21 protein-coding genes and 1 pseudogene are annotated in these 24,863 nt (G+C 65.4%); 15 read left to right on the top strand and 7 right to left on the bottom strand.

What is annotated here, in order from left to right; genetic code table 11:
* Nucleotides 1–132: 132 nt before the first annotated feature.
* The 7 genes from creD (at nucleotide 133) to ACZZ0O_RS20380 (ending at nucleotide 6,930) form a co-directional block, all read left to right on the top strand.
* Nucleotides 133–1,452, top strand: a complete 1,320-nt coding sequence (gene creD / locus ACZZ0O_RS20410) for a cell envelope integrity protein CreD (RefSeq protein WP_115528501.1) — start codon at nucleotides 133–135, stop codon at nucleotides 1,450–1,452.
* 7 nt (nucleotides 1,453–1,459) lie between these two features.
* Nucleotides 1,460–1,882: a hypothetical protein gene (locus ACZZ0O_RS20405; RefSeq protein ID WP_463591697.1), complete on the top strand. Its 423-nt coding sequence runs from the start codon at nucleotides 1,460–1,462 to the stop codon at nucleotides 1,880–1,882.
* 51 nt (nucleotides 1,883–1,933) lie between these two features.
* Entirely contained in the window at nucleotides 1,934–2,536 is a 603-nt protein-coding gene (locus ACZZ0O_RS20400) for a GNAT family N-acetyltransferase (protein ID WP_463591696.1), read from the top strand.
* 70 nt (nucleotides 2,537–2,606) lie between these two features.
* A complete protein-coding gene (locus tag ACZZ0O_RS20395) occupies nucleotides 2,607–3,503 on the top strand; it encodes a carbon-nitrogen hydrolase family protein (RefSeq protein WP_463591695.1) in 897 nt (298 codons plus the stop codon).
* Between the two features lie 156 nt (nucleotides 3,504–3,659).
* A complete protein-coding gene (locus tag ACZZ0O_RS20390) occupies nucleotides 3,660–4,751 on the top strand; it encodes a DUF3616 domain-containing protein (RefSeq protein WP_055849814.1) in 1,092 nt (363 codons plus the stop codon).
* A gap of 243 nt (nucleotides 4,752–4,994) precedes the next feature.
* A complete protein-coding gene (gene gltX, locus ACZZ0O_RS20385; RefSeq protein ID WP_463591694.1) occupies nucleotides 4,995–6,398 on the top strand; it encodes a glutamate--tRNA ligase in 1,404 nt (467 codons plus the stop codon).
* Nucleotides 6,399–6,411: 13 nt separating this feature from the next.
* Complete coding sequence (locus ACZZ0O_RS20380) at nucleotides 6,412–6,930, top strand: transcriptional repressor (protein WP_463591693.1); 519 nt, start codon at nucleotides 6,412–6,414, stop codon at nucleotides 6,928–6,930.
* Nucleotides 6,931–7,422: 492 nt separating this feature from the next.
* Here ACZZ0O_RS20380 and ACZZ0O_RS20375 read toward each other — a convergent pair whose 3' ends face one another.
* Entirely contained in the window at nucleotides 7,423–8,043 is a 621-nt protein-coding gene (locus ACZZ0O_RS20375; RefSeq protein WP_463591692.1) for a TetR/AcrR family transcriptional regulator, read from the bottom strand.
* Between the two features lie 126 nt (nucleotides 8,044–8,169).
* On the opposite strand from ACZZ0O_RS20375, the gene ACZZ0O_RS20370 reads away from it, so the two are divergent.
* Genes ACZZ0O_RS20370 through ACZZ0O_RS20355 form a run of 4 tightly spaced genes read left to right on the top strand, consistent with a single transcriptional unit; the run spans nucleotide 8,170 to nucleotide 14,702 of the window.
* On the top strand, nucleotides 8,170–9,369 hold the full coding sequence (locus ACZZ0O_RS20370) for an efflux RND transporter periplasmic adaptor subunit (RefSeq protein WP_323515718.1): 1,200 nt from the start codon (nucleotides 8,170–8,172) through the stop codon (nucleotides 9,367–9,369).
* Between the two features lie 15 nt (nucleotides 9,370–9,384).
* A complete protein-coding gene (locus ACZZ0O_RS20365; protein ID WP_311240399.1) occupies nucleotides 9,385–12,531 on the top strand; it encodes an efflux RND transporter permease subunit in 3,147 nt (1,048 codons plus the stop codon).
* Between the two features lies 1 nt (nucleotide 12,532).
* A complete protein-coding gene (locus ACZZ0O_RS20360) occupies nucleotides 12,533–14,020 on the top strand; it encodes an efflux transporter outer membrane subunit (protein ID WP_463591691.1) in 1,488 nt (495 codons plus the stop codon).
* A 7-nt stretch (nucleotides 14,021–14,027) separates the two neighbouring features.
* Nucleotides 14,028–14,702, top strand: coding sequence for a TetR/AcrR family transcriptional regulator (locus tag ACZZ0O_RS20355; protein ID WP_463592500.1), 675 nt, complete (start codon nucleotides 14,028–14,030; stop codon nucleotides 14,700–14,702).
* Between the two features lie 88 nt (nucleotides 14,703–14,790).
* Here ACZZ0O_RS20355 and ACZZ0O_RS20350 read toward each other — a convergent pair whose 3' ends face one another.
* On the bottom strand, nucleotides 14,791–15,693 hold the full coding sequence (locus ACZZ0O_RS20350) for a LysR family transcriptional regulator (RefSeq protein WP_115554204.1): 903 nt from the start codon (nucleotides 15,691–15,693) through the stop codon (nucleotides 14,791–14,793).
* A 340-nt stretch (nucleotides 15,694–16,033) separates the two neighbouring features.
* Between ACZZ0O_RS20350 and ACZZ0O_RS20345 the strand changes: the two genes are divergently transcribed.
* Nucleotides 16,034–16,540 (top strand): (R)-mandelonitrile lyase, encoded by a 507-nt coding sequence (locus ACZZ0O_RS20345; protein WP_463591690.1) that lies wholly within the window; start codon nucleotides 16,034–16,036, stop codon nucleotides 16,538–16,540.
* A gap of 144 nt (nucleotides 16,541–16,684) precedes the next feature.
* On the opposite strand, the gene ACZZ0O_RS20340 is transcribed toward ACZZ0O_RS20345, so the two are convergent.
* Nucleotides 16,685–17,596: an AraC family transcriptional regulator gene (locus ACZZ0O_RS20340; RefSeq protein ID WP_463591689.1), complete on the bottom strand. Its 912-nt coding sequence runs from the start codon at nucleotides 17,594–17,596 to the stop codon at nucleotides 16,685–16,687.
* A 210-nt stretch (nucleotides 17,597–17,806) separates the two neighbouring features.
* Between ACZZ0O_RS20340 and ACZZ0O_RS20335 the strand changes: the two genes are divergently transcribed.
* The gene (locus tag ACZZ0O_RS20335) at nucleotides 17,807–18,010 is read left to right on the top strand and encodes a hypothetical protein (RefSeq protein WP_115554202.1); all 204 of its coding nucleotides are present in this window, start codon (nucleotides 17,807–17,809) and stop codon (nucleotides 18,008–18,010) included.
* 250 nt (nucleotides 18,011–18,260) lie between these two features.
* On the opposite strand, the gene ACZZ0O_RS20330 is transcribed toward ACZZ0O_RS20335, so the two are convergent.
* Entirely contained in the window at nucleotides 18,261–19,181 is a 921-nt protein-coding gene (locus ACZZ0O_RS20330) for a LysR family transcriptional regulator (protein ID WP_463591688.1), read from the bottom strand.
* Nucleotides 19,182–19,279: 98 nt separating this feature from the next.
* Here ACZZ0O_RS20330 and ACZZ0O_RS20325 point away from each other — a divergent pair.
* Nucleotides 19,280–20,489 (top strand): annotated as a pseudogene (locus ACZZ0O_RS20325) (MFS transporter).
* Nucleotides 20,490–20,644: 155 nt separating this feature from the next.
* On the top strand, nucleotides 20,645–21,676 hold the full coding sequence (locus ACZZ0O_RS20320; protein ID WP_463591687.1) for an aldo/keto reductase: 1,032 nt from the start codon (nucleotides 20,645–20,647) through the stop codon (nucleotides 21,674–21,676).
* 69 nt (nucleotides 21,677–21,745) lie between these two features.
* On the opposite strand, the gene ACZZ0O_RS20315 is transcribed toward ACZZ0O_RS20320, so the two are convergent.
* From ACZZ0O_RS20315 to ACZZ0O_RS20305, 3 genes are all read right to left on the bottom strand, one after another.
* A complete protein-coding gene (locus ACZZ0O_RS20315) occupies nucleotides 21,746–22,330 on the bottom strand; it encodes a hypothetical protein (protein ID WP_463591686.1) in 585 nt (194 codons plus the stop codon).
* A 1-nt stretch (nucleotide 22,331) separates the two neighbouring features.
* Nucleotides 22,332–24,158, bottom strand: a complete 1,827-nt coding sequence (locus ACZZ0O_RS20310) for a S8 family serine peptidase (protein WP_463591685.1) — start codon at nucleotides 24,156–24,158, stop codon at nucleotides 22,332–22,334.
* 93 nt (nucleotides 24,159–24,251) lie between these two features.
* Nucleotides 24,252–24,863: a hypothetical protein gene (locus ACZZ0O_RS20305; RefSeq protein ID WP_055849847.1), complete on the bottom strand. Its 612-nt coding sequence runs from the start codon at nucleotides 24,861–24,863 to the stop codon at nucleotides 24,252–24,254.

The following is a 24,863-nucleotide window of genomic DNA, read 5'->3' as shown; positions in this document are numbered from 1 at the left end:
GATTTCCTGACTGGGTCACAGTGCCGGCCGCCGCGCGTGTAGAGGCGGCACTTCACATTCGCTTCAAATTCGCCTCAAACCCCCGACACCGGGGCCTTGCACCCTGACCACCTCCCAGAATGAGGATGGCCGATGAAATCCCTGAAACTGTTGTTGCGGTTCGCCACCATCGGCGGGCTGATCCTGTTGTTGCTGATTCCCTTGTTGCTGATTCGCGGCACCGTGCAGGACCGTGCGCAGTACCGCGACCAGGCGGTGGAGCGGGTGGCGCAGAGTAAGGCCGGCGAACAGCAGTTCATCGCACCGGTGCGGGTGTTGCCGTACACCGAAGATGTGCAGGTGACCGAGCCGGACGAGGAGGGCAAGTCGCACAAGGTCTGGCGCAAGCGCGATGGGCAGCTGCTGCAGACCCCGCGCACGCTCAACCTGAGCGGCGAGTTGATGCCGTCCGAGCGCAAGATCGGCCTGTTCCGCGTGCAGGTGTATTCGTGGAAGGCCAAGCTCAAGGCCGAATTCGACCCGCTCGAGTATCCGGCCGTGGCCGGGCGCAGCTATGGCCAGCCGCATCTGGCCGTGGGCATTTCGGACGTGCGTGGGTTGGTTGGCACGCCAACGCTGCGGGTGGACGGCCGCACGCTGACGCTGGAAAGCGGCGCTGGCGGCCTGGCATCGCGCTCTGCCGGCATTCACGCCGATCTGCAGCCCTTGGGCGATCCGCTGGCCGGCAAGCTGGTCGACGGCAATGCAGTGGATATGACATTCGTGCTGGATGGCACGCGCAGTCTGACCATCGCGCCGATTGCCGACAATAACGACATCGCGCTGCGTTCGGCCTGGCCGCATCCGTTGTTCGGTGGGCGCTTTCTGCCGAATGCGCCGACCATCAGCGAGCGTGGCTTCGATGCGAGTTGGTCGCTGTCGTCGCTGGCAACCGGTGCGCAGACGCAGCTGCAGTCGTCGCAGTCGTCGCTGGATACGCTGGAAGTGCGTCTGGTCGACCCGGTGGACGTGTATACCCAGGCCGATCGCGCCAGCAAGTACGGCATCCTGTTCGTGGTGCTGACCTTTGTGGCGTTCGTGTTGTTCGAGCTGATCAAGCGCTTGCCGATCCATCCGTTGCAATACCTGCTGGTCGGCCTGGCGCTGGCGATCTTCTTCCTGTTGCTGCTGAGCCTTTCCGAGCACATCGCGTTCTGGCAGGCGTATCTGGTGTCGGCGGCGGCGTGTATCGGCCTGCAGTTCTTCTATCTGTCCGGGGTGTTGCGGAGTTGGGTACGCGCTGCCGGGTTCTCGGTGATGCTGACGGCGTTGTATGGCGTGCTCTATAGCCTGCTGGTCTCGGAAGACAACTCGCTGCTGATGGGGTCGCTGCTGCTGTTCGGCATCCTGGCCAGCATCATGTGGGTGACGCGTAAGGTCGATTGGTACGAGCTTGGCAACAGCCTGCGCTGAGGTCGACATGCGCGTGCATGCACAAGTGTACCGGCGGGCGCAGCGTTTGCTGCCCGCCGGAATCGACACAGTGGCGCTGCTTCCCGCAGCGCCACTGTCGCAATGGGAAGGCTCGCCGCTGTCGGCGTTGCCGCTGGCGCGCGAAGGCCGCCGTGGGGTGATCGGTATGCGCCTGCATGCGCGCACGGCGCAGGCCTTGCGTGTGGATGGATGCAGTTTTTTGCAGGCGTCGCGGCAGCAGCAGGCTCCGGCACCGGACGCACGTGTGCGCGGCTACGGGCCGTGGCAGCGCTTGAGTAACGGTAGTTACTGGGCGCGCAGTACCGATGCGCTGCTTGGGGTGCTGGTTGCCCAGGAAGAAGCGGCGGTGTGGTTGATGTGGCAACAGCCCGGCAACGCGGCCCAGCGCCATGACGGTTGGCTGCGTTGAGCCGCGGCAGTGCAGCAGCGCAATGCGGCCAGGCTCGCTTACCATGGCCGCATGACCGGCACCTCCCTGATCGTTGAAACAGTCCACGGCAACGCGGTGTTGCCGTATCTGGATGCGGTAGCGCAGTTGCGCATCGCGGTGTTCCGCGCATGGCCGTATCTGTACGACGGCGATGCCGGCTACGAACGCGACTATCTGGCCGCCTATGCTGCCTCGCCCGATAGCGTGTTTGTCCTGGCGCGCGATGGCGATGCGGTCATCGGCGCGTCTACCGGCTTGCCGTTGCTCGACGACAGCGCCGCTTTCCACGCGCCATTTATCGCCGCCGGTATCGACCCGGCCAGCGTGTTTTATTTCGGCGAGTCGGTGTTGTTGCCGGCGTATCGCGGGCAGGGCATCGGCCATGCCTTCTTCGACAGGCGCGAGGCGCATGCTCGCGCATTGGGCCGCTTTACGCTCGCCGCGTTCTGCTCGGTGGAACGTGCAGCGGACGACCCGCGCAAACCTGCCGACTATCGCCCCAACGATGTGTTCTGGCGCAAGCGCGGTTACGCGCCGCAGCCGGGCATGCAGGTGCGGCTGGAGTGGGCGGAGTTGCAACATGGGCAGATCGACCACAGCTTGAGTGTGTGGACGCGCGCGCTGAAACCTTGAGCGTGGTGAAGTCGATTGCGTTGCTGCGCACGTTTTACGTCGCTATAGAGCCGTTAAAGGAAGCTTGCCGATGAATGCTCCGCTCACCATTGCCGTTGCCAAGTATCCGATCGGCAAACCCGTGGATTTCGCTGACTTCGCCGCGCGCATGTCGGCACTGATCGGCGAGGCTGCGGCTGCCGGCGCGCGGGTGGCGGTGCTGCCGGAATATCTGTCGTTGGAGCTGGCTGCCACGTTCGGCACGCAGGTGTCGGCCGGCCTGCCCGAATCGTTTGCGGCCATCCAGGCGCTGCGAACGTCGTGGCTGGAGCTGTTTGCCGGCCTGGCCCGGCAGCACCGGTTGCATCTGATTGCCGGGAGTTTTCTGCTGGATCTGGGCCAGGGCCGCTATCGCAATCGCAGCGACTGGTTCACGCCCGACGGCGGCCACGGCTGGCAGGACAAGCTGCAACTGACCGGGTTTGAAAAAGCCACCGGGCTGATCGAGCCGGGCGATGCGTTGAAGGTGTTCGCGCTGGACGGCGTGCGCGCGGCGATTGCGATCTGCTACGACAGCGAGTTCCCGTTGCCGGTGCGCGCGCAGTACGAAGCCGGCGCGCGCCTGTTGATCGTGCCCAGTTGTACCGACACTGCGGCCGGCGCCACCCGCGTGCGGGTCGGTTGTCTGGCGCGCGCACTGGAAAACCGCATGTTCGTCGCGCAATCGGTCACCGCCGGCGAGGCGCCCTGGAGCCCCGCGCTGGACATCAACACCGGCGAGGCGGCGGTGTTTGCACCGATGGATGTGGGCTTCCCCGCCGACGGCGTGCTGGCGCAAACCGATGCAGACACCGTCTGGGCGTATGCCGCGCTGGACTTCGATGCGTTCGAAGCCAGCCGCGCCCACGCGCAGGTGGCCAACGACCGCGATTGGTCGGGGCAGTTGGCGCCGGAAGTGGCGCGTGCCAAGCTGGCCGCGTTCGATTGACCAAGAACGATTGATTCCCTGCTCGCATCGTACGCAGGCGCGGAGGTTGCAAACGTGGCGGGTGCGCTCAGCACCTGCCGCCGCATGCAGCGACCGCGCAGCTACGTGCTCAGGCCTTCAATCGCCCAACTTCGCAACACCACCCACCAGGTTCCCATGGCCAAGAAAACCCTGATTCCGCACAGCGTCCGGCTGGAGTTCGCACCCGGCGCGCTGGTGCACAGCAATCTGTCCGGCGCGGCGTTTACCGACGATTGGCTGTGGGTGGCCGGCGATGAAGCCTGCGCGGTGGATCGCCTGCGCAAGCTGCAGCCCACCCAGCGCGAGACGCTGCGCTTCGGCGAAGGCCAGAGTTTCCCACTGGCCGAGCTGCTGGATCTTCCAGGGGAGGACGCAGAAGAAGCCGACCTGGAAGGCATGGGCCTGTCGGACGGCTATCTTTGGGTGATCGGCTCGCATGGCTTGAAGCGCAAGAACGCCAAGCCCGGCCGCGACGACGCCGACAACGCCAAACGCCTGACCAAACTCAAGCTCGACGCCAACCGCCGCCTGCTGGCCTGCCTGCCGATCGAGTCCGATGCCGATGGCACCCCGCGCCTGGTGCGCGAGGCGGCCGATGGCCGCCGCGCGCTGCGGCTCAAGGGCGACGCCAAGCACAACCAGCTCACCGAGCTGCTGGCCGACGACGCGCATTTTGGCCCGTTCCTGAAGATTCCCGGCAAGGACAACGGCTTCGATATCGAAGGCATCGTGGCCGACGGCAAGCGCCTGCTGCTTGGCCTACGCGGGCCGGTGCTGCGCGGCTGGTCGGCGCTGCTGGAAATCCAGGTGGAAGCGCATGGCGACCATTTGCGCCTGGCGCCGCTGGACGACGACGGCACGCTGCTGCGCAAGCACTTCCTGCAACTGGGCGGGCTGGGCATCCGCGATCTGCATTATTCCGGCGACGATCTGTATCTGCTGGCCGGCCCCACGATGGTGTTGAACGGCGAGATCCGCCTGTTCAAATGGCCGGACGCACGCACCGTGCTGGCCGCCAACCGCGAGCCGGTGCGCTTTCAGCATGCCTTGCTGGAATCGGCGGTGCTGCCGCATGGCAAGGACAGCGACCGCGCCGAAGCCATCTGCAACCTACCGCCGCAGCTGGCCGGCAAGGTTCCCAGCTGGCTGGTGCTGTACGACGCGCCCGGCCCGGCGCGTAGCGATGGCGAATGCGTGGTGTACGGCGACTTGTTGCGCAATCGCTGAGCCAGGCCGACGCCGGCCGCAGCGTGCAGTGCGCAGCCGGCGGTCGATCTTCAAGGCTCTGATCGCAGCGCAGACGCGAGCGGCTGAAGGCGTTGCGCGGCAAGGGCACGGGCGTGCCGGCACCGCCGTCGATACGCGGCGCGGCGCCGCTGCGGCCCCCGACATCACCGCCGCCGCACCTGGCCGGGCAGGGCCACGCTGCGCAAGGTAAAATCGGCGCACTCCCGTTTCGCCGAGCGTTCCATGACCTGCCGCACCCGCTTTGCTCCCAGCCCCACCGGTTACCTGCACATCGGCGGCGCCCGCACCGCCCTGTATTGCTGGTTGGAGGCGCGCCACCGCGGCGGCGAGTTCGTGCTGCGCATCGAAGACACCGACCGCGAACGCAGCACCCAGGCGGCCATCGACGCCATCCTGGAGGCGATGGACTGGTTGGGCCTGGGTTACGACGAAGGCCCGATCTACCAGACCCAGCGCATCGCCCGCTATCAAGAGGTGGCCGAGCAGCTGCTGGCGCAGGGCAAGGCCTATTACGCCTACGAAAGCCGCGAAGAGCTCGACGCCATGCGTGAGGCCGCGATGGCCAAGCAGGAAAAACCGCGCTACAACGGCGCCGCGCGCGAGCAGCAGCTGCCGTACCGCGACGACCCCAACCGGGTGATCCGCTTCAAGAACCCGGTCGGCGGCACGGTGGTGTTCGACGACCTGATCAAGGGCCGTATCGAGATCGCCAACAGCGAGCTCGACGACATGGTGATCTTCCGCCCGGACGGCTTCCCCACCTACAACTTTGCGGTGGTGGTGGACGATTGGGACATGGGCATCACCGAGGTGATCCGCGGCGACGACCACATCAACAACACTCCGCGCCAGATCAACATCTATGAAGCGCTGGGCGCGCCGGTGCCCAAGTTCGCGCACATGCCGATGATCCTGGACGAGCAGGGCGCCAAGCTGTCCAAGCGCACCGGCGCGGCCGATGTCATGCAGTACAAGGACGCCGGCTACCTGCCGCATGCGCTGATCAATTACCTGGCCCGTCTGGGCTGGTCGCATGGCGACCAGGAGTTGTTCAGCCAGCAGGAGCTGCTGGACCTGTTCGACGTCAAGGACGTCAATTCCAAGGCTGCGCGCCTGGACATGGCCAAGCTCGGTTGGGTCAATCAGCATTATCTGAAGACCGACGACCCGGCCAGCATCGCCCCGCAGCTGGAGTATCAGCTCGCCAAGCTTGGTCTGGACATCGCCGCCGGCCCGGCCGCTGCCGATGTGGTGGTGGCGCTGCGCGAGCGCGTGCAGACGCTGAAGGAAATGGCCGAAAAGGCCGTGGTCTGGTACCAGCCGCTGGAAACCTACGACGAAGCAGCGGTGATCAAGCACCTGAAGCTCGGTGCGGAAGTGCCGCTGGGCAAGGCGCGCGAGATGCTGGCAGCGCTGAGCGAGTGGAGCGTGGAGAGCGTGTCGGCGGCGCTGCACGAGGCCGCCGCGGCGCTGGAACTGGGCATGGGCAAGGTCGCCCAGCCGCTGCGGGTGGCCATCACCGGCACCCAGGTCAGCCCGGACATTTCGCAGACGGTGTACCTGGCCGGCCGCGAGGGTGCCTTGAAACGCATCGATGCGGCACTCATCAAGATTGGAGCGGCCTGACGCCGGAGCCTGTATGACCAAGCACATGCACACCCAACCGCACGACCAGGACCATGCCTGCACGGCCCCGCATCATCACGTGGACGATGCCAACAGCTTCGTGCGCGCGGTGGAGCGCGCCTGCAGCGAGCGCGGCCTGCGGCTGACGCCGATCCGCGCCAACGTCCTGCGGCTGATCGCCGATGCCGGCAAACCGGTCAAGGCGTACGAACTGCTGGACTGGGTGCGCGAAGGCAAGGGCGTGGGCGCCGATGCCCCGCCCACGGTGTACCGCGCGTTGGATTTCTTGATGGCCAATGGCTTTGTGCACAAGCTCGAATCGGTCAACGCCTTCGTCGCCTGTCATCACCCCAACAGCGCCCAGCATTCGGTGCCGTTCCTGATCTGCGACCGTTGCCATAGCGCCGTGGAACTGGAAGACCGCGAGGTGGTGGCGCAACTGGAAGCCCGCGCCAAGGCGCTGGGATTCCAGCCGCAGGCGCAGACGCTGGAAGTGCATGGCCTGTGCGCCAAGTGCGCGGTGGCGGAGTAAGCCCTCGTCAGGTCGCGCAACGCGCGGCTTCGACACGCCCGCGGCGCGATGCCAGGGCTGCAGTGTGCGTAGGGATGCAGTGAGGCGGCGGTAGCGCGCAGCCGGTTGAATGCGGCAGATCATCGGTTCCGATGCCGCCAAGTGGCGGCACCATGCGTGTCGCTGCGTGGTACAGCAACGCGTTGACGGCCCGCAGCGTTCAAGCCAACGGGTCATCGATCATCGGTCAGCGAGCGCTCGCTTTCCCGATGCCCGACCTGCGCGCAACGTCACCGACATTTTTTCAATCCCGCTACGGCGCATGGAGTTCACGCAGCGCTTCCAGGCCGGGTTGAAACAGCGCGTTTGTTGAGCCGGTTCCATGTCTGATCGCGCTGACGGCGCGGTCATTTCAGTGTTGAACCACCACGCAAGCCGATGCACGCATCATGCGCTCGCCTACGCAGGTGATGGTGCGCGCAGCACAAACCGCAAAGGCGCGGATGCAGCGCTTTATGCCGTCTTGCCCGCCTCGCAGCCATACGCCGCCAGAAACATCTCCACCGCGCGTTGCGTGGCGTCGCGCAGATACTCGGGCGACGGATCTTTGAGCGCACCGAACAGGCAGGGCATCAGCGTTTCCGCTTCAAACAGGGCGCCCAGTTGGCGTGCGGCCAACGACGCATCGGTACCCCGCATCAGGCCACGGTCGATCTGCAGTTGCAGAAAGTCGGCGACGCGCTGCATGCCTTCTTCCGGACCGGCATTGAAGAACAGTGCGCCGACTTCCGAGCGGCCGGAGACGCCGATGATGGTCTGCCAGATGGTGATCGAGGAGGGGGCGCACAAGAAGGTGAGGATGTCCTCGCCAAAACGCTGCAAGGCCACGGCAATGGGGCCGCTGCTCTGTGACAGCGCATCCAGCAAGGGGTCGATGTAGCTGTCGGACATGTCTTTGGCAAACGCAACGAACAGCTCTTCCTTGGACGGGAAATAGCCGTACAGCGTGCGCTTGGAGCCGCCGACCCGGGCCGCGATCTGCGACATCGACGCCCCTTCGAAGCCCAGTTCGAGGAATACCTCGCTGGCCGCCTGAATGATGGCGTCGCGCTTTGCTTCGGTTCTGACCCGCATCCCGTCCTCCTGCTAATTCATAAGTATACCAACTGGGTAGAAATGCTTGACGCCCACGGTTGAGCTTATTAGGATACCGAACCGTACCGTTTATATTTTTAATCGCGCGTCTTCGGAGACCTTCTCGTGCGTTCTCAAGCCTCTTACCGCCTGCCGTTGTTTGCTGTTGCCGCCACCGTCCTGCTCAGCGCCTGCGGCAGCCCGCCGGGCGGACCACCGCCAGAAGAGGGCACTCCCGAGATGGCGGTGCTGACCGTCAAGCAGCAGCCAGTGCCGCTGACCACCGCGCTGCCGGGGCGCACCGTGCCGTACCTGATCGCCGAAATTCGGCCGCAGGTAGGCGGCATCGTGCAGTCGCGCCAGTTCACCGAGGGCGGCGACGTCAAGGCCGGGCAGACGCTGTACCAGATCGATCCGGCGACCTACCGCGCCAGTTACGCCAGCGCCCAGGCCACCCTGGCCAAGGCGCAGGCCAATCTGCGCACCGCCAGGCTCAAGGCCGAGCGCTACACCGAGCTGGCGCAGATCAAGGCGATCAGCCAGCAGGAAGGCGACGACACCGACGCGGCGCTAGGCCAGGCCGAGGCTGACGTGGCCGCCGGCAAGGCCAGTGTGGAAACCGCGCGTATCAACCTGGCGTTCGCCCGTCTGGACGCCCCGATCTCCGGCCGCATCGGCCGCTCCAGCGTTACGCCGGGTGCGTTGGTGACCGCCAACCAGGCCACCGCGCTGACCACCATCCAGCAGCTGGACCCGATTTATATCGACGTCACCCAGCCCAGCGTGGCGGTGTTGCGGCTGAAGCAGGCGATGGCGCGCGGCGACCTGGAAAAGGCCGGCGAAGGCGCGGCCAAGGTGTCGCTGCTGCTGGAAGACGGCAGCCGCTATCCGTTACAGGGCCAGCTGGCGTTCTCCGATGTCACCGTGGACCAGAACACCGGCTCGATCACCCTGCGCGCGGTGTTCCCCAACCCCAACGCGGATCTGCTGCCGGGCATGTACGTGCGCGCAGTGCTGCAGGAAGGCGTCAAGCAACAGGGCGTGCTGGTGCCGCAGCAGGCGGTCTCGCGCAATGGTGCCGGCAAGCCGACCGTCTTCGTGGTCGGCGCCGACCACAAGTTGCAGTTACGCGTGCTGGACACCGACCGCGAAGTCGGCGACCAGTGGCTGGTGCGCAGCGGCCTGAAGCCCGGCGAACAGGTGGTGGTCGAAGGCGCTTCGCGTGCGCGCGACGGCATCCAGGTCAAGACCGTGCCATGGCAACCAAAGCGCAGCGACGCTGCGGGCGCGCCATCTGCGCCCAGCACGCCGCGTGCGGCAAATTAAGGCGGATCACACGACATGGCACGCTTTTTCATCGACCGTCCGATTTTCGCGTGGGTGTTGGCCATCATCGTGATGCTGGCCGGCATCCTGTCCATCGCCACCTTGCCGATCGCGCAATACCCCAGCATCGCGCCGCCCGCCGTCGCCATTACCGCCAATTATCCGGGCGCCTCGGCGCAGACGCTGGAAGACACCGTCACCCAGGTCATCGAGCAGAAGATGAAGGGGCTGGACCATCTCAGCTACATGGCCTCCACCAGCGAATCCAGCGGTGCGGTGACCATTACGTTGACCTTCGACAACGGCACCGACCCGGACACTGCGCAGGTGCAGGTGCAAAACAAGTTGTCGCTGGCCACGCCGTTGCTGCCGCAGGAAGTGCAACAGCAGGGTGTGACGGTGACCAAGTCGGCCACCAATTTCCTCAACGTGCTGGCCTTTACCTCCGAAGACGGCAGCATGAGCGACTCGGACCTGTCCGACTACGTGGCAGCCAACGTGCAGGAAACCATCAGCCGCGTCGAAGGCGTGGGCGACACCACGTTGTTCGGTTCGCAATACGCCATGCGCGTCTGGTTGGACCCGGACAAGCTGAGTAATTTCAATCTCACCCCGGTGGATGTGCGCACTGCCATCCAGGCGCAGAACGCACAGGTGTCGGCCGGCCAGCTCGGCGCGTTGCCGGCGGTGGCTAACCAGCAACTCAATGCGACCATCACTGCGCAGACCCGGCTCAAGACCGCCGAGCAATTCGAAAACATCTTGCTGCGCACGCAGGCTGATGGCGCGCAGGTGCGGCTGCGCGATGTGGCACGTATCGAACTGGGTAGCGAAAGCTACAACACGGTAGGCCGTTATAACGGCAAGCCGGCCGCGGGTCTGGCGATCAAGCTGGCCACCGGTGCGAATGCATTGGATACGGTGCGCGCCATCGACAAAAGCCTGGAAGAACAGGAGAAATTCTTCCCGCCGGGCATGAAGGTGCAAAAGCCGTACGACACCACGCCGTTCGTGCGCATCTCCATCGAGCAGGTGGTGCGCACCTTGATCGAAGCGGTAGTGCTGGTGTTCCTGGTGATGTATCTGTTCTTGCAGAACTTCCGTGCCACCTTGATTCCGACCATTGCGGTGCCGGTGGTGTTGCTGGGTACCTTCGGCGTGCTCGCCGTCTTCGGTTTCACCATCAATACGCTGACCATGTTCGCGATGGTGCTGGCGATCGGCCTGCTGGTGGACGATGCCATCGTGGTGGTGGAAAACGTCGAGCGCGTGATGGGTGAGGAGCAGTTGTCGCCCAAGGACGCCACACGCAAATCGATGGACCAGATTTCCGGTGCGCTGGTCGGTGTTGCGCTGGTGCTGGCGGCGGTGTTCGTGCCGATGGCGTTCTTCGGCGGTTCCACCGGGGTGATCTACCGCCAGTTCTCGATCACGATTGTCTCGGCGATGACCTTGTCGGTGCTGGTGGCGATGATCCTGACCCCGGCCTTGTGCGCCACCTTGCTCAAGCCGGTGCACAAAGGTCATGGCATGGCCACTACCGGTTTCTTCGGCTGGTTCAACCGCGTATTCGATCGCGGCAATCACCGCTATCAGGGCGTGGTGCGGCACATGCTGGGCAAGGGCTGGCGTTACATGCTGGCCTATGCAGTGTTGCTGGCGCTGGTGGTGTTCGGTTTCATGAAGTTGCCGGTGGGCTTTTTGCCGGACGAGGACCAGGGCACGTTGTTCGTGCTGGTGCAGTTGCCGCCCGGTGCTACCGATACGCGGACCAACGAGGTGCTCAAACAGGTGGAGCATCACTTCCTGGTCGATCAGAAGGATTCGGTGTCAGGCGTGTTTGCGGTGTCCGGCTTCAGCTTTGCCGGCACCGGGCAGAACGTGGGGTTTGCCTTCATCAAACTGCGTCCGTGGGACGAGCGTACCGGCAAGGGCCAGAGCGTCACCGACGTGGCCGGCAAGGCTGGCGCTTTCTTCGCCAGCATCCGCGATGCCAGGGTGTTTGCGTTTGCGCCGCCGGCGGTATCGGAGTTGGGCAATGCCACCGGCTTCGATCTGATGCTGCAGGACCGCGCAAATCTGGGCCATGACGCCTTGATGCAAGCGCGCAATCAGTTGCTGGCCGAGCTGTCGCAGGACAAGCGCCTGGTGGCGGTGCGCCCGAACGGGCAGGAAGACACGCCCGAGTTCAAGCTGGAGATCGACCCGCACCGTGCGCAGGCGATGGGGGTGTCGATCGCCGACATCAACAACACCTTCGCCAGTGCGTGGGGCAGCGTGTACGTCAACGACTTCATCGACAAGGGACGCGTCAAGAAGGTGATGCTGCAGGCCGACGCGCCTTACCGCATGAACCCGCAGGACGTCGACCGCTGGTTCGTGCGCAACAGCGCCGGCACCATGGTGCCGTTCAATGCCTTCGCAACCGCCAGCTGGCAATCGGGCTCGCCGCGGCTGGAGCGTTACAACAGCGTGCCCTCGGTGGAGATCCTGGGCATGGCGCTGCCCGGCGCGGCGTCCAGTGGCGAAGCGATGCAGATCGTGGAAGCGGCGGCGGCCAAATTGCCGCCGGGCATCGGCTTTGAGTGGACCGGATTGTCGCGGCAGGAAAAATCCTCCACCGGCCAGACCGGCCTGTTGTACGGCCTGTCGATCCTGATCGTGTTCCTGTGTCTGGCCGCGTTGTACGAAAGCTGGGCGATTCCGTTCTCGGTGATTCTGGTGGTGCCGCTGGGCGTGTTCGGCACGCTGCTGGGCGCGATACTCACCTGGAAAATGAATGACGTGTACTTCCAGGTGGGGTTGTTGACCACCATTGGCCTGGCATCGAAAAACGCGATCCTGATCGTGGAGTTTGCCAAGGAGCTGCACGAGAGCGGCAAGAGCCTGATCGAGTCGGCGCTGGAAGCGGCGCGCATGCGTTTGCGGCCGATCCTGATGACATCGCTGGCCTTCATTCTGGGCGTGGTGCCGTTGGTGCTCGGCAGCGGTGCCGGTGCCGGCGCGCAGCATGCGCTGGGCACGGCGGTGATCGGCGGCATGTTGTCCGGCACGGTGCTGGCGATCTTTTTCGTACCACTGTTCTTCGTGCTGGTCAGCGGGTTATTCAAGCGCCGCGCGCAACCTGCCACGCCCGCTACTCCGCAACCGACAGGACACTGACATGACACCGATTCGCATGACACTTGCCGCGATCGCGGTGGCCAGCGTGCTGTCTGGTTGCACCATGATGCCGCGCTACTCCCGCCCAGACGCGCCGGTGCCGGACCACTTCGCCGGTGCCGGTTCCACCACAACGCCCGATGCCGCCGAAACCGAACAGGCGCGCAACGTGGCCGATATCGGCTGGCGCGAGGTCTTTACCGACCCCGCGTTACAGCAGGTGATCGCGCTGGCGTTGCAAAACAACCGCGACCTGCGTGTGGCCGCACTCAATATCGAAGTGGCGCGTGCGCAATACCGGGTGCAGCGCGCTGCATTGGTGCCGGCCATCGATGGCACCGGTACTTCCAACAATGCGCGCACGCCGTCCGAACTGGCCATCCCCGGGCAGCCGGCAGTGTTCCGCACCTACAGCGGTAACGTCGGCATCAGCGCCTACGAACTGGATCTGTTCGGGCGCGTGCGCAGCCTCAAGGAGCAGGCGCTGCAACAATTTCTGTCCACCGCCGAAGCGCGCCGCAGCACGCATATCAGCCTGGTCGCCGAAGTCGCCACCGCCTATCTGACCCTGGCCGCCGATCAGGCATCGCTGCAGCTGGCGCAGTCCACCTTGAGCAGCCAAAGCGATAGCTATCGCCTGCAGCAACGCAGTTTTGAGCTGGGTGTGGCCTCGCAGCTCACCTTGCGTCAGGCACAAACCACGGTGGAAACCGCACGCGTGGATGTGGAGCGCTATACCGCGCAGGTGGCGCAGGATCGCAATGCTCTGGTGCTGCTGGTCGGCACGCAGTTGCCGGAATCCTTGTTGCCGCGCGCGTTACCCGATGGTGCCAGTGTGGACGGCAACGTGCTGGCCAGCGTGCCGGCCGGGGTGTCCTCGCAGTTGCTGCAACGTCGCCCGGACATCCTGGAGGCCGAGCGCAACCTGCGCGCGGCCAATGCCAACATCGGTGCAGCGCGTGCGGCGTTTTTCCCCAGCATCAGCCTCACCGGCTCGCTGGGCTCGTCCAGCAGCAGCCTATCGAACCTGTTCGACTCGGGCACGCGCGCCTGGAGCTTCGTGCCGACGCTGACCTTGCCGATCTTCAACGCCGGGCGCAATCGCGCCAATCTGGACATGGCCAAGGCCAATCGCGATATCGAAGTTGCTCGCTACGAAAAATCCATCCAGAGCGCGTTCCGCGAAGTGTCCGACGCGCTTGCGCAACGCGACACGCTGGGCCGGCAATTGCAGGCCCAGCAGGCATTGGTCGACGCAACTGCCGATAGCTATCGGTTGTCGCAGGCGCGTTTTGAGCGCGGTATCGACAGCTATCTGCAGGCGCTGGACGCGCAGCGCTCGCTGTACAGCGCACAGCAGACCTTGATCGGCACGCAGTTGTCGCGCTTCACCAATCTGGTGACGTTCTACAAGGCGATGGGCGGCGGCTGGTTACAGACCGCAGAACCGGAGATGGCCAGCGTCGCGACAGCGCAGCCCCGTGGGTGACGCAAGTCTGGCCGGTGATACGCCGCCACGTGCGCGTTCGCTACCCGGCAAACGTGGCGCGATCCTGGCGGCGGCGCGTGCGCTGTTTCAACAAGACGGCTTCGACCGCACCAGCATGGACAGCATTGCCCGCCATGCGCTGGTGTCCAAGGCCACGGTGTACGCGTATTTCGCTTCCAAGGAGGTGTTGTTCCGCACCACGCTCGAAGCGTTGGCGCATGCCCCGCGCAGTCATTGGGACGTGCTGCTGCAGGCGCGTGGTCCCTTGGATCAGCGCCTGATTGCCGTTGCCAATGCGCTACTAAACGTTGCAAGCCGCAGTGCGCCGGACGATGCCGCCTACGGGCTGGTGCGACCGCCGCTCGTGCCCAGCCAGATGCGCGAGGAGATGTGGATGCTGTGCTTCGAGCGCTACGACCGCATGATGCGCACGCTGTTGGCGCGTGAGGTGGACAAAGCTGCGTTGGCGATCGACAACCTGCCGGACGCATCGGTGCATTTCTTCGGGCTGATGACCGGGCTGCCGGCCAATGCGGCAGCACGCGAGACGGCATCGCATGACCGCGCCTTACAGCAGGCGGCCTATGTCAGCGGCGCGGTGGCGCTGTTCTTGCGTGCCTATCGTCCGCTGGCGGCACACCCGGCGGTGGCACATAAACGCGAGACACCCAGCGGGTTCTAGCGGCGATCCCGCGTAGCAGCGTGTCTACGCGCGATGGGCGGTTGCGGGAGGGCTCCCTCACGCGCAGGCACGCGCCTACGAAACGTGCTTATTCGCGCGTCAGACCTTGCCGTAGCGCATCGATCACCACGCGCAGTGCGGCGGAGGATTGGCGACGGCTGGGGTAGTAGGCGTAATAGCCCTCGAATGGTTCGCACCAGTCCTCCAGCACGCGGCGCAGCTGGCCGGCGGCGATGTGCTCCAGCACCATGGATTCCGGCAGATACGCGATACCCGCGCCGGCCAATGCGGCGCGCAACATCGCACTGCTGCTGTTGAAGGTCCATTGCCCGTCCACGCGCACCTTGACCTCGCGCCCGGCGTTGTCGAACTCCCAGGCCAGCAACCCACCGTGGGTGGGCAGGCGTAGGCCGATGCAGTTGTGCTGCGCCAGATCGGCCGGTACGGCCGGGATGGTGTGATGCACGAAGTAGCCCGGCACCGCGACCACCGCCATGCGCTGCGGCGGGCTGATCGGCACTGCAATCATGTCCTTGGCCACCTGGTCGCCCAAGCGGATGCCGATGTCGTAGCGCTCGGCCACGATATCGGCCAGACCGTAATCCACGGTGACTTCGATCCTGAGGTCCGGATAGTCGGGCAACACTTTGGAAAGCGCCGGCCACACGTAGGCATCGGCGGCGTGGCCGGCGCTGGTGATGCGGATGGTGCCGGCCGGCTTGTCGCGGAAGTCGGTCAGCGCAGACAGCTCGTCGTCGATCTCCTGCAGCCGCGGCGCCACCGTTTCGAACAGGCGCGCACCGGCTTCGGTCATTGAGACGCTACGCGTGGTGCGGGTCAGCAAGCGGATGCCCAAGCGCGTTTCCAGGGCACGCACGGTATGGCTCAACGCCGATTGCGAGACGCCCAGTTGCGCGGCAGCGCGGGTGAAGCTGCCTTCGCGCGCCACCGTGACGAAGACCTGCAGGTCGTTGAGGTTTTCCCGAGCCATTGCAGCCAGTGCCCGCTCCAGGCATGCGATTCATGCGGCCAGCATCATGCGCGATGGCGTGTGATGGCCTCAATGTCGTGGCGGCCCGCAGCGCAGGCGCATTGATGCGCTGCGTTTCTAGCTGCATGCAGATTTGCAGGGGGAGTGCAGGCGCGCATGCGCGCTACAGTGCAGGCAACCGGATGCGGAGCAGGGCGATGCTCTGCTGCCGACTGCCCTACCGATGCGGTTGCTGCTCGATCGCGCAGCAGCTGCTGATTCGCTTCGATCCGAGACGCGCCCTGCGCGCCGCCCGGCGAGCGACCGCTACGTTGTTTCACTACGTTCAAGGAGTACTGCAATGAATCTGTTCGCAACTGCAATGTCGTTGTCGATGATGGCCGCTACCACCGCTCCGGGGGGCGAGGGGCAGGGTGGCGAGGAGCATGCGGGGCAGACGCAGGCACCGATCAAGGTAAGCCGTGCCGGCGGCGCGGCGTCGGCCGTGGGGCCGGCCGATTACTTCACCGGCAAGGTGCGTATCGATGCGCCGTTTCAGGCCGATGCGCCGGCACGCGTGGGCGGCGCCACGGTGACCTTCGAGCCGGGCGCGCGCACTGCATGGCATACCCATCCGCTGGGGCAGGCGCTCATCGTCACCGCCGGTGCGGGGCGGGTGCAGGAATGGGGCAAGCCGGCGCAGGAGATTCGCCCCGGCGACATCGTGTGGATTCCGCCGGGCGTCAAGCATTGGCACGGCGCAAACGCGACGGTGGCGATGTCGCACATTGCCATCGCAGAATCGGTGGATGGCTCGCCGGTGACCTGGCTCGAGCAGGTGACAGAGGCGCAGTACAAGGCCGATTGATTAAGCAGTCAGGCTGCTGTGGTGGGTCTGCCGTTTTCGACGGCACCTACTCACTGCTTCAGCATCGCTTCGTGGGCGGCGCAGATGTCGCGCACAGCGCGATGTCCGCGTGCAGACGGCTGCAGTGAGGTCAGGCCAGCAGTCTCACGCCGCTTCCGTCGCGTCGGGCGCGCTTGCGCGTAAGCGTTGTGCATCGCGCGCGGGCGGCTCGCCCAGAATGCGCGCGTAGTCGCGGCTGAATTGCGATGCGCTTTCATAGCCGACCCGAAACCCCGCATCGGCGGCGGTGAGCGCGTCGGCCACCATCAGCCGGCGCGCCTCGTGCACGCGCAGATGCGAGCGGTACTCCAGCGGTGTCATCGAGGTCACCGTCTTGAAGTGTGCATGGAAGGTGGAGCGGCTCATCGCCGACAGATCGGCGATCTGTTCGATGCTGAAACGCTGGGCGTAGTGCTCGCGCAACCACACGATGGCCTTGGAAATCTGGTTGAGGCGGCTATCGGCAATCGCCATCTGGCGCACTACCGCATTGGCGGGGTCTGCCATCAGGCGATACAGCAGTTCGCGCGTCACCAGCGGTGCCAGCGCGGCGATCTCCTGCGGTCGGTCGAGCAGGCCTGCCAGCCGCACCGCGGTGTCGTACAGCTGCGGTGTGCTGCGGTTGAGCAACAGACCGGCGGCTGTGGCATCGCGCTGCGGCTCGGCAAGTTCCGCATGGTGGATGGCCAGCTCGCTGAGCACGGCGGTGTCCAGGTCCAGGCAGAAGCACAAGTACGGGTGCGTGGCGCTGGCCTCGATCACCGAACCGACGATGGGCAGATCGACCGACGCCACCAGGTACATCTGCGGATGATAGTGATAGGCCTGCGCGCCCAGCATCGCGCGCTTGCGGCCCTGCGCCACCAGGCACAGCATCGGTGTGTAGACAGTGGGGATGGTGTCGGTGGCGACGGCGCTGCGCATCACATGCAGCCCGGCGATCGGCGTGGCGTGCATGCCGTCGGCCGGCGCGTGGCGCAGCAGGATGTCGGTCAGGTCGGCGGTGGCGGATGGCATGCGGAACGCTCGTGCGCTGGCGCTGTGCGGCACAGCCGCGGTAGCGCGATCCTACAAGGGACGCCGTGGTGCGCCCATCAATGGCAGACTCGACAATGCCGCGGATGCTTGCGCGTGGCGGTGAGGCCGCAGCCATCAAGCCGCTGCCGCTGATCGATCACTCACGCACATTCCGTATTCTTGCGACCTGTCTACGGTGCCCCGATCGTCATGCCTGCAAAACCCCGATCCCTAGCTGCTCCCTCCACCCCTGCCGACTGGAAGGCGATCGAGCAGGCGGCAACCGCCGAGCTTGCCCGGCGCACGCAGCTGGCGCACCAGCAGATCATCGGCCTGTTGCGCACGCACGGACATCTACTCAGCGACGCCCAGCGCCGCGCGCTTGGCAAACGCCTGCAGCGCCGCGGGAAATAAGGCGTTCGCACCGCCGGCACCCTGGCCGCGTTGCGCACACAGTTGGCCTAAGTCTGCAGACGGAAAACGTAGCGTGCGGCATGCGCGTAACGCTCCGTAGCGCCCCAACGCCACGCGGCTGCGCGGCTGCGCGGCATCGCGGCCAAGGGGCAGAGGCCGCGCAGCGGCGGGGCGCTGGATCAGACCTCGGCGATCATCGCCGCGCTGGACGACGACGCACACGATCTTTAGCAGGCCGTCATGCCGGCGCTCATGCGCCCGAGGTCGATTCCCATGGCGGTGTTTGGCCGAAGTGTTCGAGCAGGAACTCCACGAACGCACGCACCCGCGGCGGCTGCAGCTGACGGGCGGGCATCACGGCGCTGATCTGCGAGGTGGGAGGCGGGTAATCGGTCATCACTTCGACCAGCCGGCCGGCGCGCAGATCGTCGGCGATATGCCAGTACGAATACATCCCGATGCCTTGCCCGGCGAGCACCGCATCGCGCACCAGTTCGCCGAAGTTGCTCTCGAAGCGGCTCTGCATGCGCACCCGTACCTCGCCGCCTTCCGGTGTCTGCAGGGTCCACAGGTCCTGGCGGCCAGTGCGGCCCATCAGCAGCACGCCTGGATGCTGCATCAATTCTTCGGGAGTGCGCGGTGTGCCGTGCTGCTGCAGATACGCAGGCGAGGCGGCCAACGTGCGGCGGTTGTCGGCGATGCGCCTGGCCACCAGGCCGGAGTCGTCCAGCGCGCCGATGCGAATGGCCAGGTCGAAGCCCTGCTGGACCAGGTCCACCAGGTCGTCGCTCAGGTGCGCGCTGATGCGCAGGCGCGGGTGGCGGGCCTGGAAGGCGGGCAGCAGCGGGGAAATGTACTGACGCCCGAACGAGGCCGACAGCGTGACCCGCAAGGTACCGCCGACATCGTGGGCGCTCTCGCGCAGGTCGTCGGCCAGCGCTTCCAGGTCGTCCACCAGCACTCGGCCGCGCGCCGCCAGTTGCTGCCCTTCCGGTGTGGGATGCAGGCGGCGGGTGGTCCGGTGCAGCAGGCGCACGCCGAGGTCGCGTTCCAGCCGCTTCAGGCGCTGGCTGGCGACCGCCACCGACAGGTCCAGAGTGTTGGCTGCGGCGGTGATCGAGCCCAGGTCCAGCACGCGCAGGAACAGCGCGATATCACCGAGACGGTCCATACATTATCAACGTGGCATTGAAAGTGAATCAGCATAACAAGGCTTCTTGAAGAGGATCGCGCGGCGCAGGCTGTGCGCAGTCCTCCAGGGTTTCTGTCATGTCCTCTGCTGCTGCGTCCCGTCTGCCGCCAGCCCTGCTGGCGTTGACCATCGGTGCCTTTGGCATCGGAACAACCGAATTCGTCATCATGGGCCTGTTGCAGCAGGTCGCCACCGACCTGGACGTTTCGCTCACCGCGGCCGGCCTGTTGATCAGCGGCTATGCGCTGGGCGTGAGCATCGGCGCGCCGGTGCTCACGTTGCTCAGCGCTCGCTGGCCGCGCAAGGCCGTGCTGGTGAGCCTGATGGTCGTCTTCACCCTCGGCAATCTCGCCTGTGCCCTGGCGCCGGATTACGCCAGCCTGATGGTCGCGCGGGTGCTGACCTCGCTGGCGCATGGCACGTTCTTCGGCGTCGGCGCGGTGGTGGCCAGCCTCTCTGGTGCCGCCCGAGCGGCGTGCCTCGGCCATCTCGTTGATGTTTGCCGGCCTCACCGTGGCCACCCTGCTGGGCGTGCCGGCCGGTGCATGGCTGGGCCTGCAACTGGGCTGGCGGGCCACCTTCTGGGCGGTGACGGTGATCGGGGTGCTGGCCACGGCTGCGGTGGCGCTGTGGGTGCCGGCCGCCGCAGGTGCGGCCGCGCCGGTGTCATGGCGACAGGAAGTGGCGGTGTTGCGGCGCGGGCAGGTGTTGCTGGCGCTGGCGATGACGGTGCTGGGCTATGCCGGCGTGTTCGCGGTGTTCACCTACATCCAGCCGCTGCTGGTGCAGGTGACCGGGTTCGCGCAGGCGGCGGTGTCGCCGGTCTTGCTGGTCTTCGGTGTCGGCATGATCGTGGGCAATCTGCTGGGCGGGCGCCTTGCCGACCGGCGCGCCACTGCCGCGTTGCTGGGCACATTGGCCACGCTGGTGGCGGTGCTCGCTACGATGGGTCTGGCCCTGCACAACAAGACCGCGATGGTGGGGGTTGTCGGGCTGCTGGGCGTGGCCGCCTTCGCCACCGTGGCGCCGCTGCAATTGCGTGTGCTCGAACATGCACGCGGTGCCGGCCAGAACCTGGCCTCCAGTCTCAATATCGCCGCATTCAACCTGGGCAATGCCCTGGGCGCCTGGCTGGGCGGTGTGGCGATCGCTACGCACGCCGGCCTGGTCGCTACCCCGTGGGTCGCCGCGCTGTTGAGCGCCGTTGGCCTGGTCATCGCGTTGTGGAGCGTGCAGCTGCAACGCCGTCGCACCGCTGCGCCGGACGCATGCGCGCAGGTGGGTTGATTCGATTCTTCAGGCGTAGCGCGCAGACCGCGTAACCGCAGACGTGCGCGATAGGTGCGTGTGATCGGTGAGCAGAGCGTCGTGCCTGGCACCGCGTGGTGTCGGATCGACCGGCCCTGCGCGCGGGTTTTCTTTCGGTTCCAAGGAGCATTGCAATGGACACACGTTTTCTCGGCCGTTCCGGCTTCAAGGTGCCGGTGCTCGGTCTGGGCACCGGTACCTTCGGCGGCAAGGGGCCGCTGTTTTCTGCGTGGGGCGATACCGATGTGGCACAGGCGCGGCGCATGATCGATCTGTGCCTTGAGGCGGGCCTGAACCTGTTCGACACCGCTGATGTGTATTCCGACGGCGCCTCTGAAGAGATTCTTGGCCAGGCGCTGCAGGGCCGCCGCGATCAGGTGATTGTCTCGACCAAGACTGGTTTGCGCCTGGGCGATGGGCCCAACGATGCCGGTGCATCGCGCTTCCGTTTGCTGCGTGCGGTGGATGCGTCGCTGCGCCGTTTGCGCACCGACTACATCGACCTGCTGCAACTGCATGCATTCGATGCGATGACGCCGGTGGAAGAAACCCTCTCCACGCTCGATGAGTTGGTGCGCGTAGGCAAGGTGCGTTATCTGGGCGCCTCCAATTACGCCGGTTGGCAGCTGATGAAATCGTTGGCCGTGGCCGACGCTCAGGGCTGGAGCCGCTTCGTTGCCAACCAGACCTATTACTCGCTGGCCGGGCGCGACTACGAATGGGAGTTGATGCCGCTCGGCATCGACCAGGGCATCGGCGCAGTGGTGTGGAGCCCGCTTGGCTGGGGCCGGCTGACCGGCAAGCTGCGTCGCGGCCAACCGCTGCCGGACAACAGCCGCCTGCATGCCACCGCCACCGCCGGCCCGGCGATCGACGATGCACGCCTGTTCGATATCGTCGATGTACTTGACGGCATTGCCGCAGACACCGGCCGCAGCGTGCCGCAGATCGCCATCAACTGGCTGCTGCAACGGCCCACCGTGAGCACGGTGCTGATCGGTGCGCGCGACGAAGCACAGCTGCGGCAGAACCTGGGGGCGGTGGGTTGGCAACTCACGCCCGAGCAGCGCACGCGCCTGGATGCAGTGAGTGCGGTGGAGCCGCCTTATCCGTATTACCCGTACTGGCGTGGCCACTTTGCCGAACGCAACCCGCTGCCGGTGTAACGCGGGCTGCGCCATCGCGCCACGCTGCCGCCCGCTGGCGACAGCGTGGCGTGCATCACCGTGGCCGCATCACAACGGCCGTGCCGCGCGCGGAATCACCTCAGGCTTGATCGCGCCCACGCCCTTGCTGCCCTGCAATTGTGCGCAGTTGTCCAATGCAGCTGCTACCGAGTCGTAGCCGATCATCGCGCTGCCATCGATGGCCGAGGCATAGATCACCTTGCCGCCCGTGCGCGTTGCCAAGGCCCGCGCGATGGCAGGCGTGGTGTCGAACAACTTGATCGAGGCGCCCAACAATGCCAGCTGGCCGCTCCGCGTTTCCAGCGCTGCTGCGATAGTTGCCGGTTGTTCTGCACCTGCGGTGCGTGCGTGACCCGTGCTGTCGAGATAGATCGCGTAGCGATCGAAGCGTGCAATTGGCGTATCCGCGCTGGTTTGCGCGTTCTGCAGCGGCTGCGTGCTTGCAGTGGCGCGCGCAGCGTCGGCAACCCGCACCACCGCGCCAGGAATCAAGCGGAAACTGGCATGGCCCACCACAATGGTTTGCCCGGTCGCCGCAGCGCGCAGGCGTGCACGCTCGTTCACTTGTGCCGACGCGGGCGCGCAAATGCTGGCTGCAACAATACCGAGTAGGGCAATCAGAGCTGTCTTCATGTCAGTGGCCCACCACGCGCATTTCGAATTCCTTCAATTGTTGCTTGCCGTTGTCGGCGAGCATGTCGGCCACCTCCAGGGTCCAGCGCCCGGCAGAGGGCTCGTCCAGGAAGGCATTGCTTGACGTGAGGAACACCACCACGCCTTCGTCGCTCTTGTCGAGCGTGGAAAATGGCGTCATCACGGTGCTGCGGGTGCCGCTGGGCGACACCAGCACTACGCGCAGGTTGCGCGGGTCCTTATGCGTGCCCAGGAAGTACAGCTGCACGCCTTCCACCTTGAAGGATTGGCTGATGTCGATCGCCAGTTTTGCGGGTGAGCCGGCACCGCCGATGGTGCTGCTTTTGCCGTCGTAGACCTTCCACTCGGTGTCTTGCATCGCCGGCAGAGAGGTGAAATGCACGGCGCGTTCCACTGCTGCTGCCGCATCCACCAGGCCGAATCCGTACCAGTTGCTGAAACGGTGGCCGGCCGCGTTGGTGATCCAGCCAGGCTCGATCACACTGCCGTTGTAGAGCACCTTGGGTTGTTGTGGATCGACCTGCACTGCGGTGGTCGCCAGGAGGTACTTGACGTCGCGCAGCGTCAGTTGCGGGTTGGCGCTCAGCATCAAGGCGGCAACGCCTGCGACGGTGGGTGCGGAGGCCGAGGTGCCGTTCATGCGTGCGGTGTAATTGCACGATGCATCGATCTTGGATTTGCTGGTATCCAAGGCATTCTGCATCGCGCGTGTGCGGTCGCGATTGTTGCCGGCGCTGCAACCGCTCAAATCGGTAGTGACGATCGCAGGCGAGAAGAAGGGTTGCGGACCCTGCGCATTGACGATGCCGTAGAGCTCCTTGAAGGTCTCCGGATGCGGGTCGAAGCGACGCTGAAAGCCATACTCGCCAGAGAGTCCGGACACCCACAATGCAGACCCGGGAGAGGAGTAACTGGCACGCACGCCGTTGGCATTGACTGCACCGACCACGATCATGGTCGTCAGGCTGTTGATGTTGTCGATGTTGGCGCTGCTGCAGGCAACGCCAAGCTGCCGGGTCTGATCGCTGCAGCGATCGATCAGCTTGCCCTGTGCATCCGTATCGATCAGCGTATTGAACGAGTTGCCCGACGATTTGACGTAGATGCCACCCTTGCCGCCTCGCTGGGCCCGCATCAGCTTTTCCAGGGAGCGTTGTTCGTCGAGGTCGCTATATTGATAGACCGCGGCCGAGACCCCGAAGCTGTTGTTGTAGACATCCATGACCTGCGCTTCGGGCCCGTCGCCCCAGGAGTAGCGGTTGTTGACGTACTGGGTACTGCCATCAGTGGTGTCACCGGCGTTGAAGCCGGCCAGCTTGGCTTCTGGAGCAACGCCGCGCCCGCCGATGCCGTTCCAACCCCGCGCAGTGATGATGCCTGCCACTGCGGTGCCGTGATCGCCATCGATGTCATCCGCACGCGGCGTAGGGTCGTTGGAACCGTTCAAGAAATTGTGCGAACCGTTGGGCAGGATGTTGTCGACCAGGTCCGGATGCGCAATCTCCAGGCCGTTATCGATCACCGCCACATTGACGCCCGCACCGCGGATACCCTGCGCGTGCAGGATCTCCACGTCCAGGTCCACGCCGGGCAGCGGGCGTCCATCGCCGAACACCGGCTGGCCTTGATTGAGCAGATGCCATTGGTAGCGGAACAGCGGGTCGTCGCCTTGCGTTTTCGGCCTGGCCGCTGCCTGTGCTGCGTTCTGCGCGACAACCTCATCTGCAGTGGCAGCACCGCTGCACAGGCACAGTGCCAGCAGTAGCGCAGACGGCAGCGCACAGCGCCGCGAAGAAAAAATCATCATGACGTCTCATCAGTAAAGGGGAACTGCGGAGATGGCGCCGGTGACAGCACGCCGGTGAGAAGGGGCGCAGGTGTCTGCCTGCGCCGTGGAAACTCACATCGGTTGCATGATCGCCTGCGTCACTACCAGCGATGCCTGCGCAATACCGCGACTGGCCTGCAGCTGGGTCGCTGCGCGTTGTGCCTGCTCGATCGAGGCATAGGCGATCACCGCATCACCATTCACCTGGGAGGCGTAGACGATGTTGCCGCCGGTCCCTCTGGCCGCCGTGGTCGCTGTGGCAGGTGTGGTGCCGGTCAGCTTCACCTGCGGCCTGACCAGCACCACCCGGTCGGTCCGCTCGTTCACTGCGGCAGCGAGCGTGTGCGTGGACGCGCCGGGTTGATTGCGCGCCGCGCCGGCAGGTGGATCAAGCACCACCAGGAAGCTGCCGATGCGTGCGATCACCTTGCTGCCCGGCGGCGGCGCGGCAGATCCCGCAGGCGCAACGCTGCCAGGCCCCACTCTCCGCTTGGCACCGACAGCGGATGTCTTCTGCTCGATGACCGTGGCAGTCAACATGCGGAACGTGTCGGTTCCGGAGCGGAAGCGTGTACCGGTAGCCGCCGCCAGCAGGGCCTGTGGATCGGTCGATTGCGCTGCATGCGCAACGCCGCTTGCAACGCTGCAGCCCATCAACAAGGAAACAATAAGCGCGATCTTCAT

This window comes from Xanthomonas sp. AC360, from assembly GCF_979258225.1.
The sequence above is the reverse complement of the archived record's forward strand: the minus strand, read 5'-3'. Positions and strand labels throughout refer to the sequence as shown.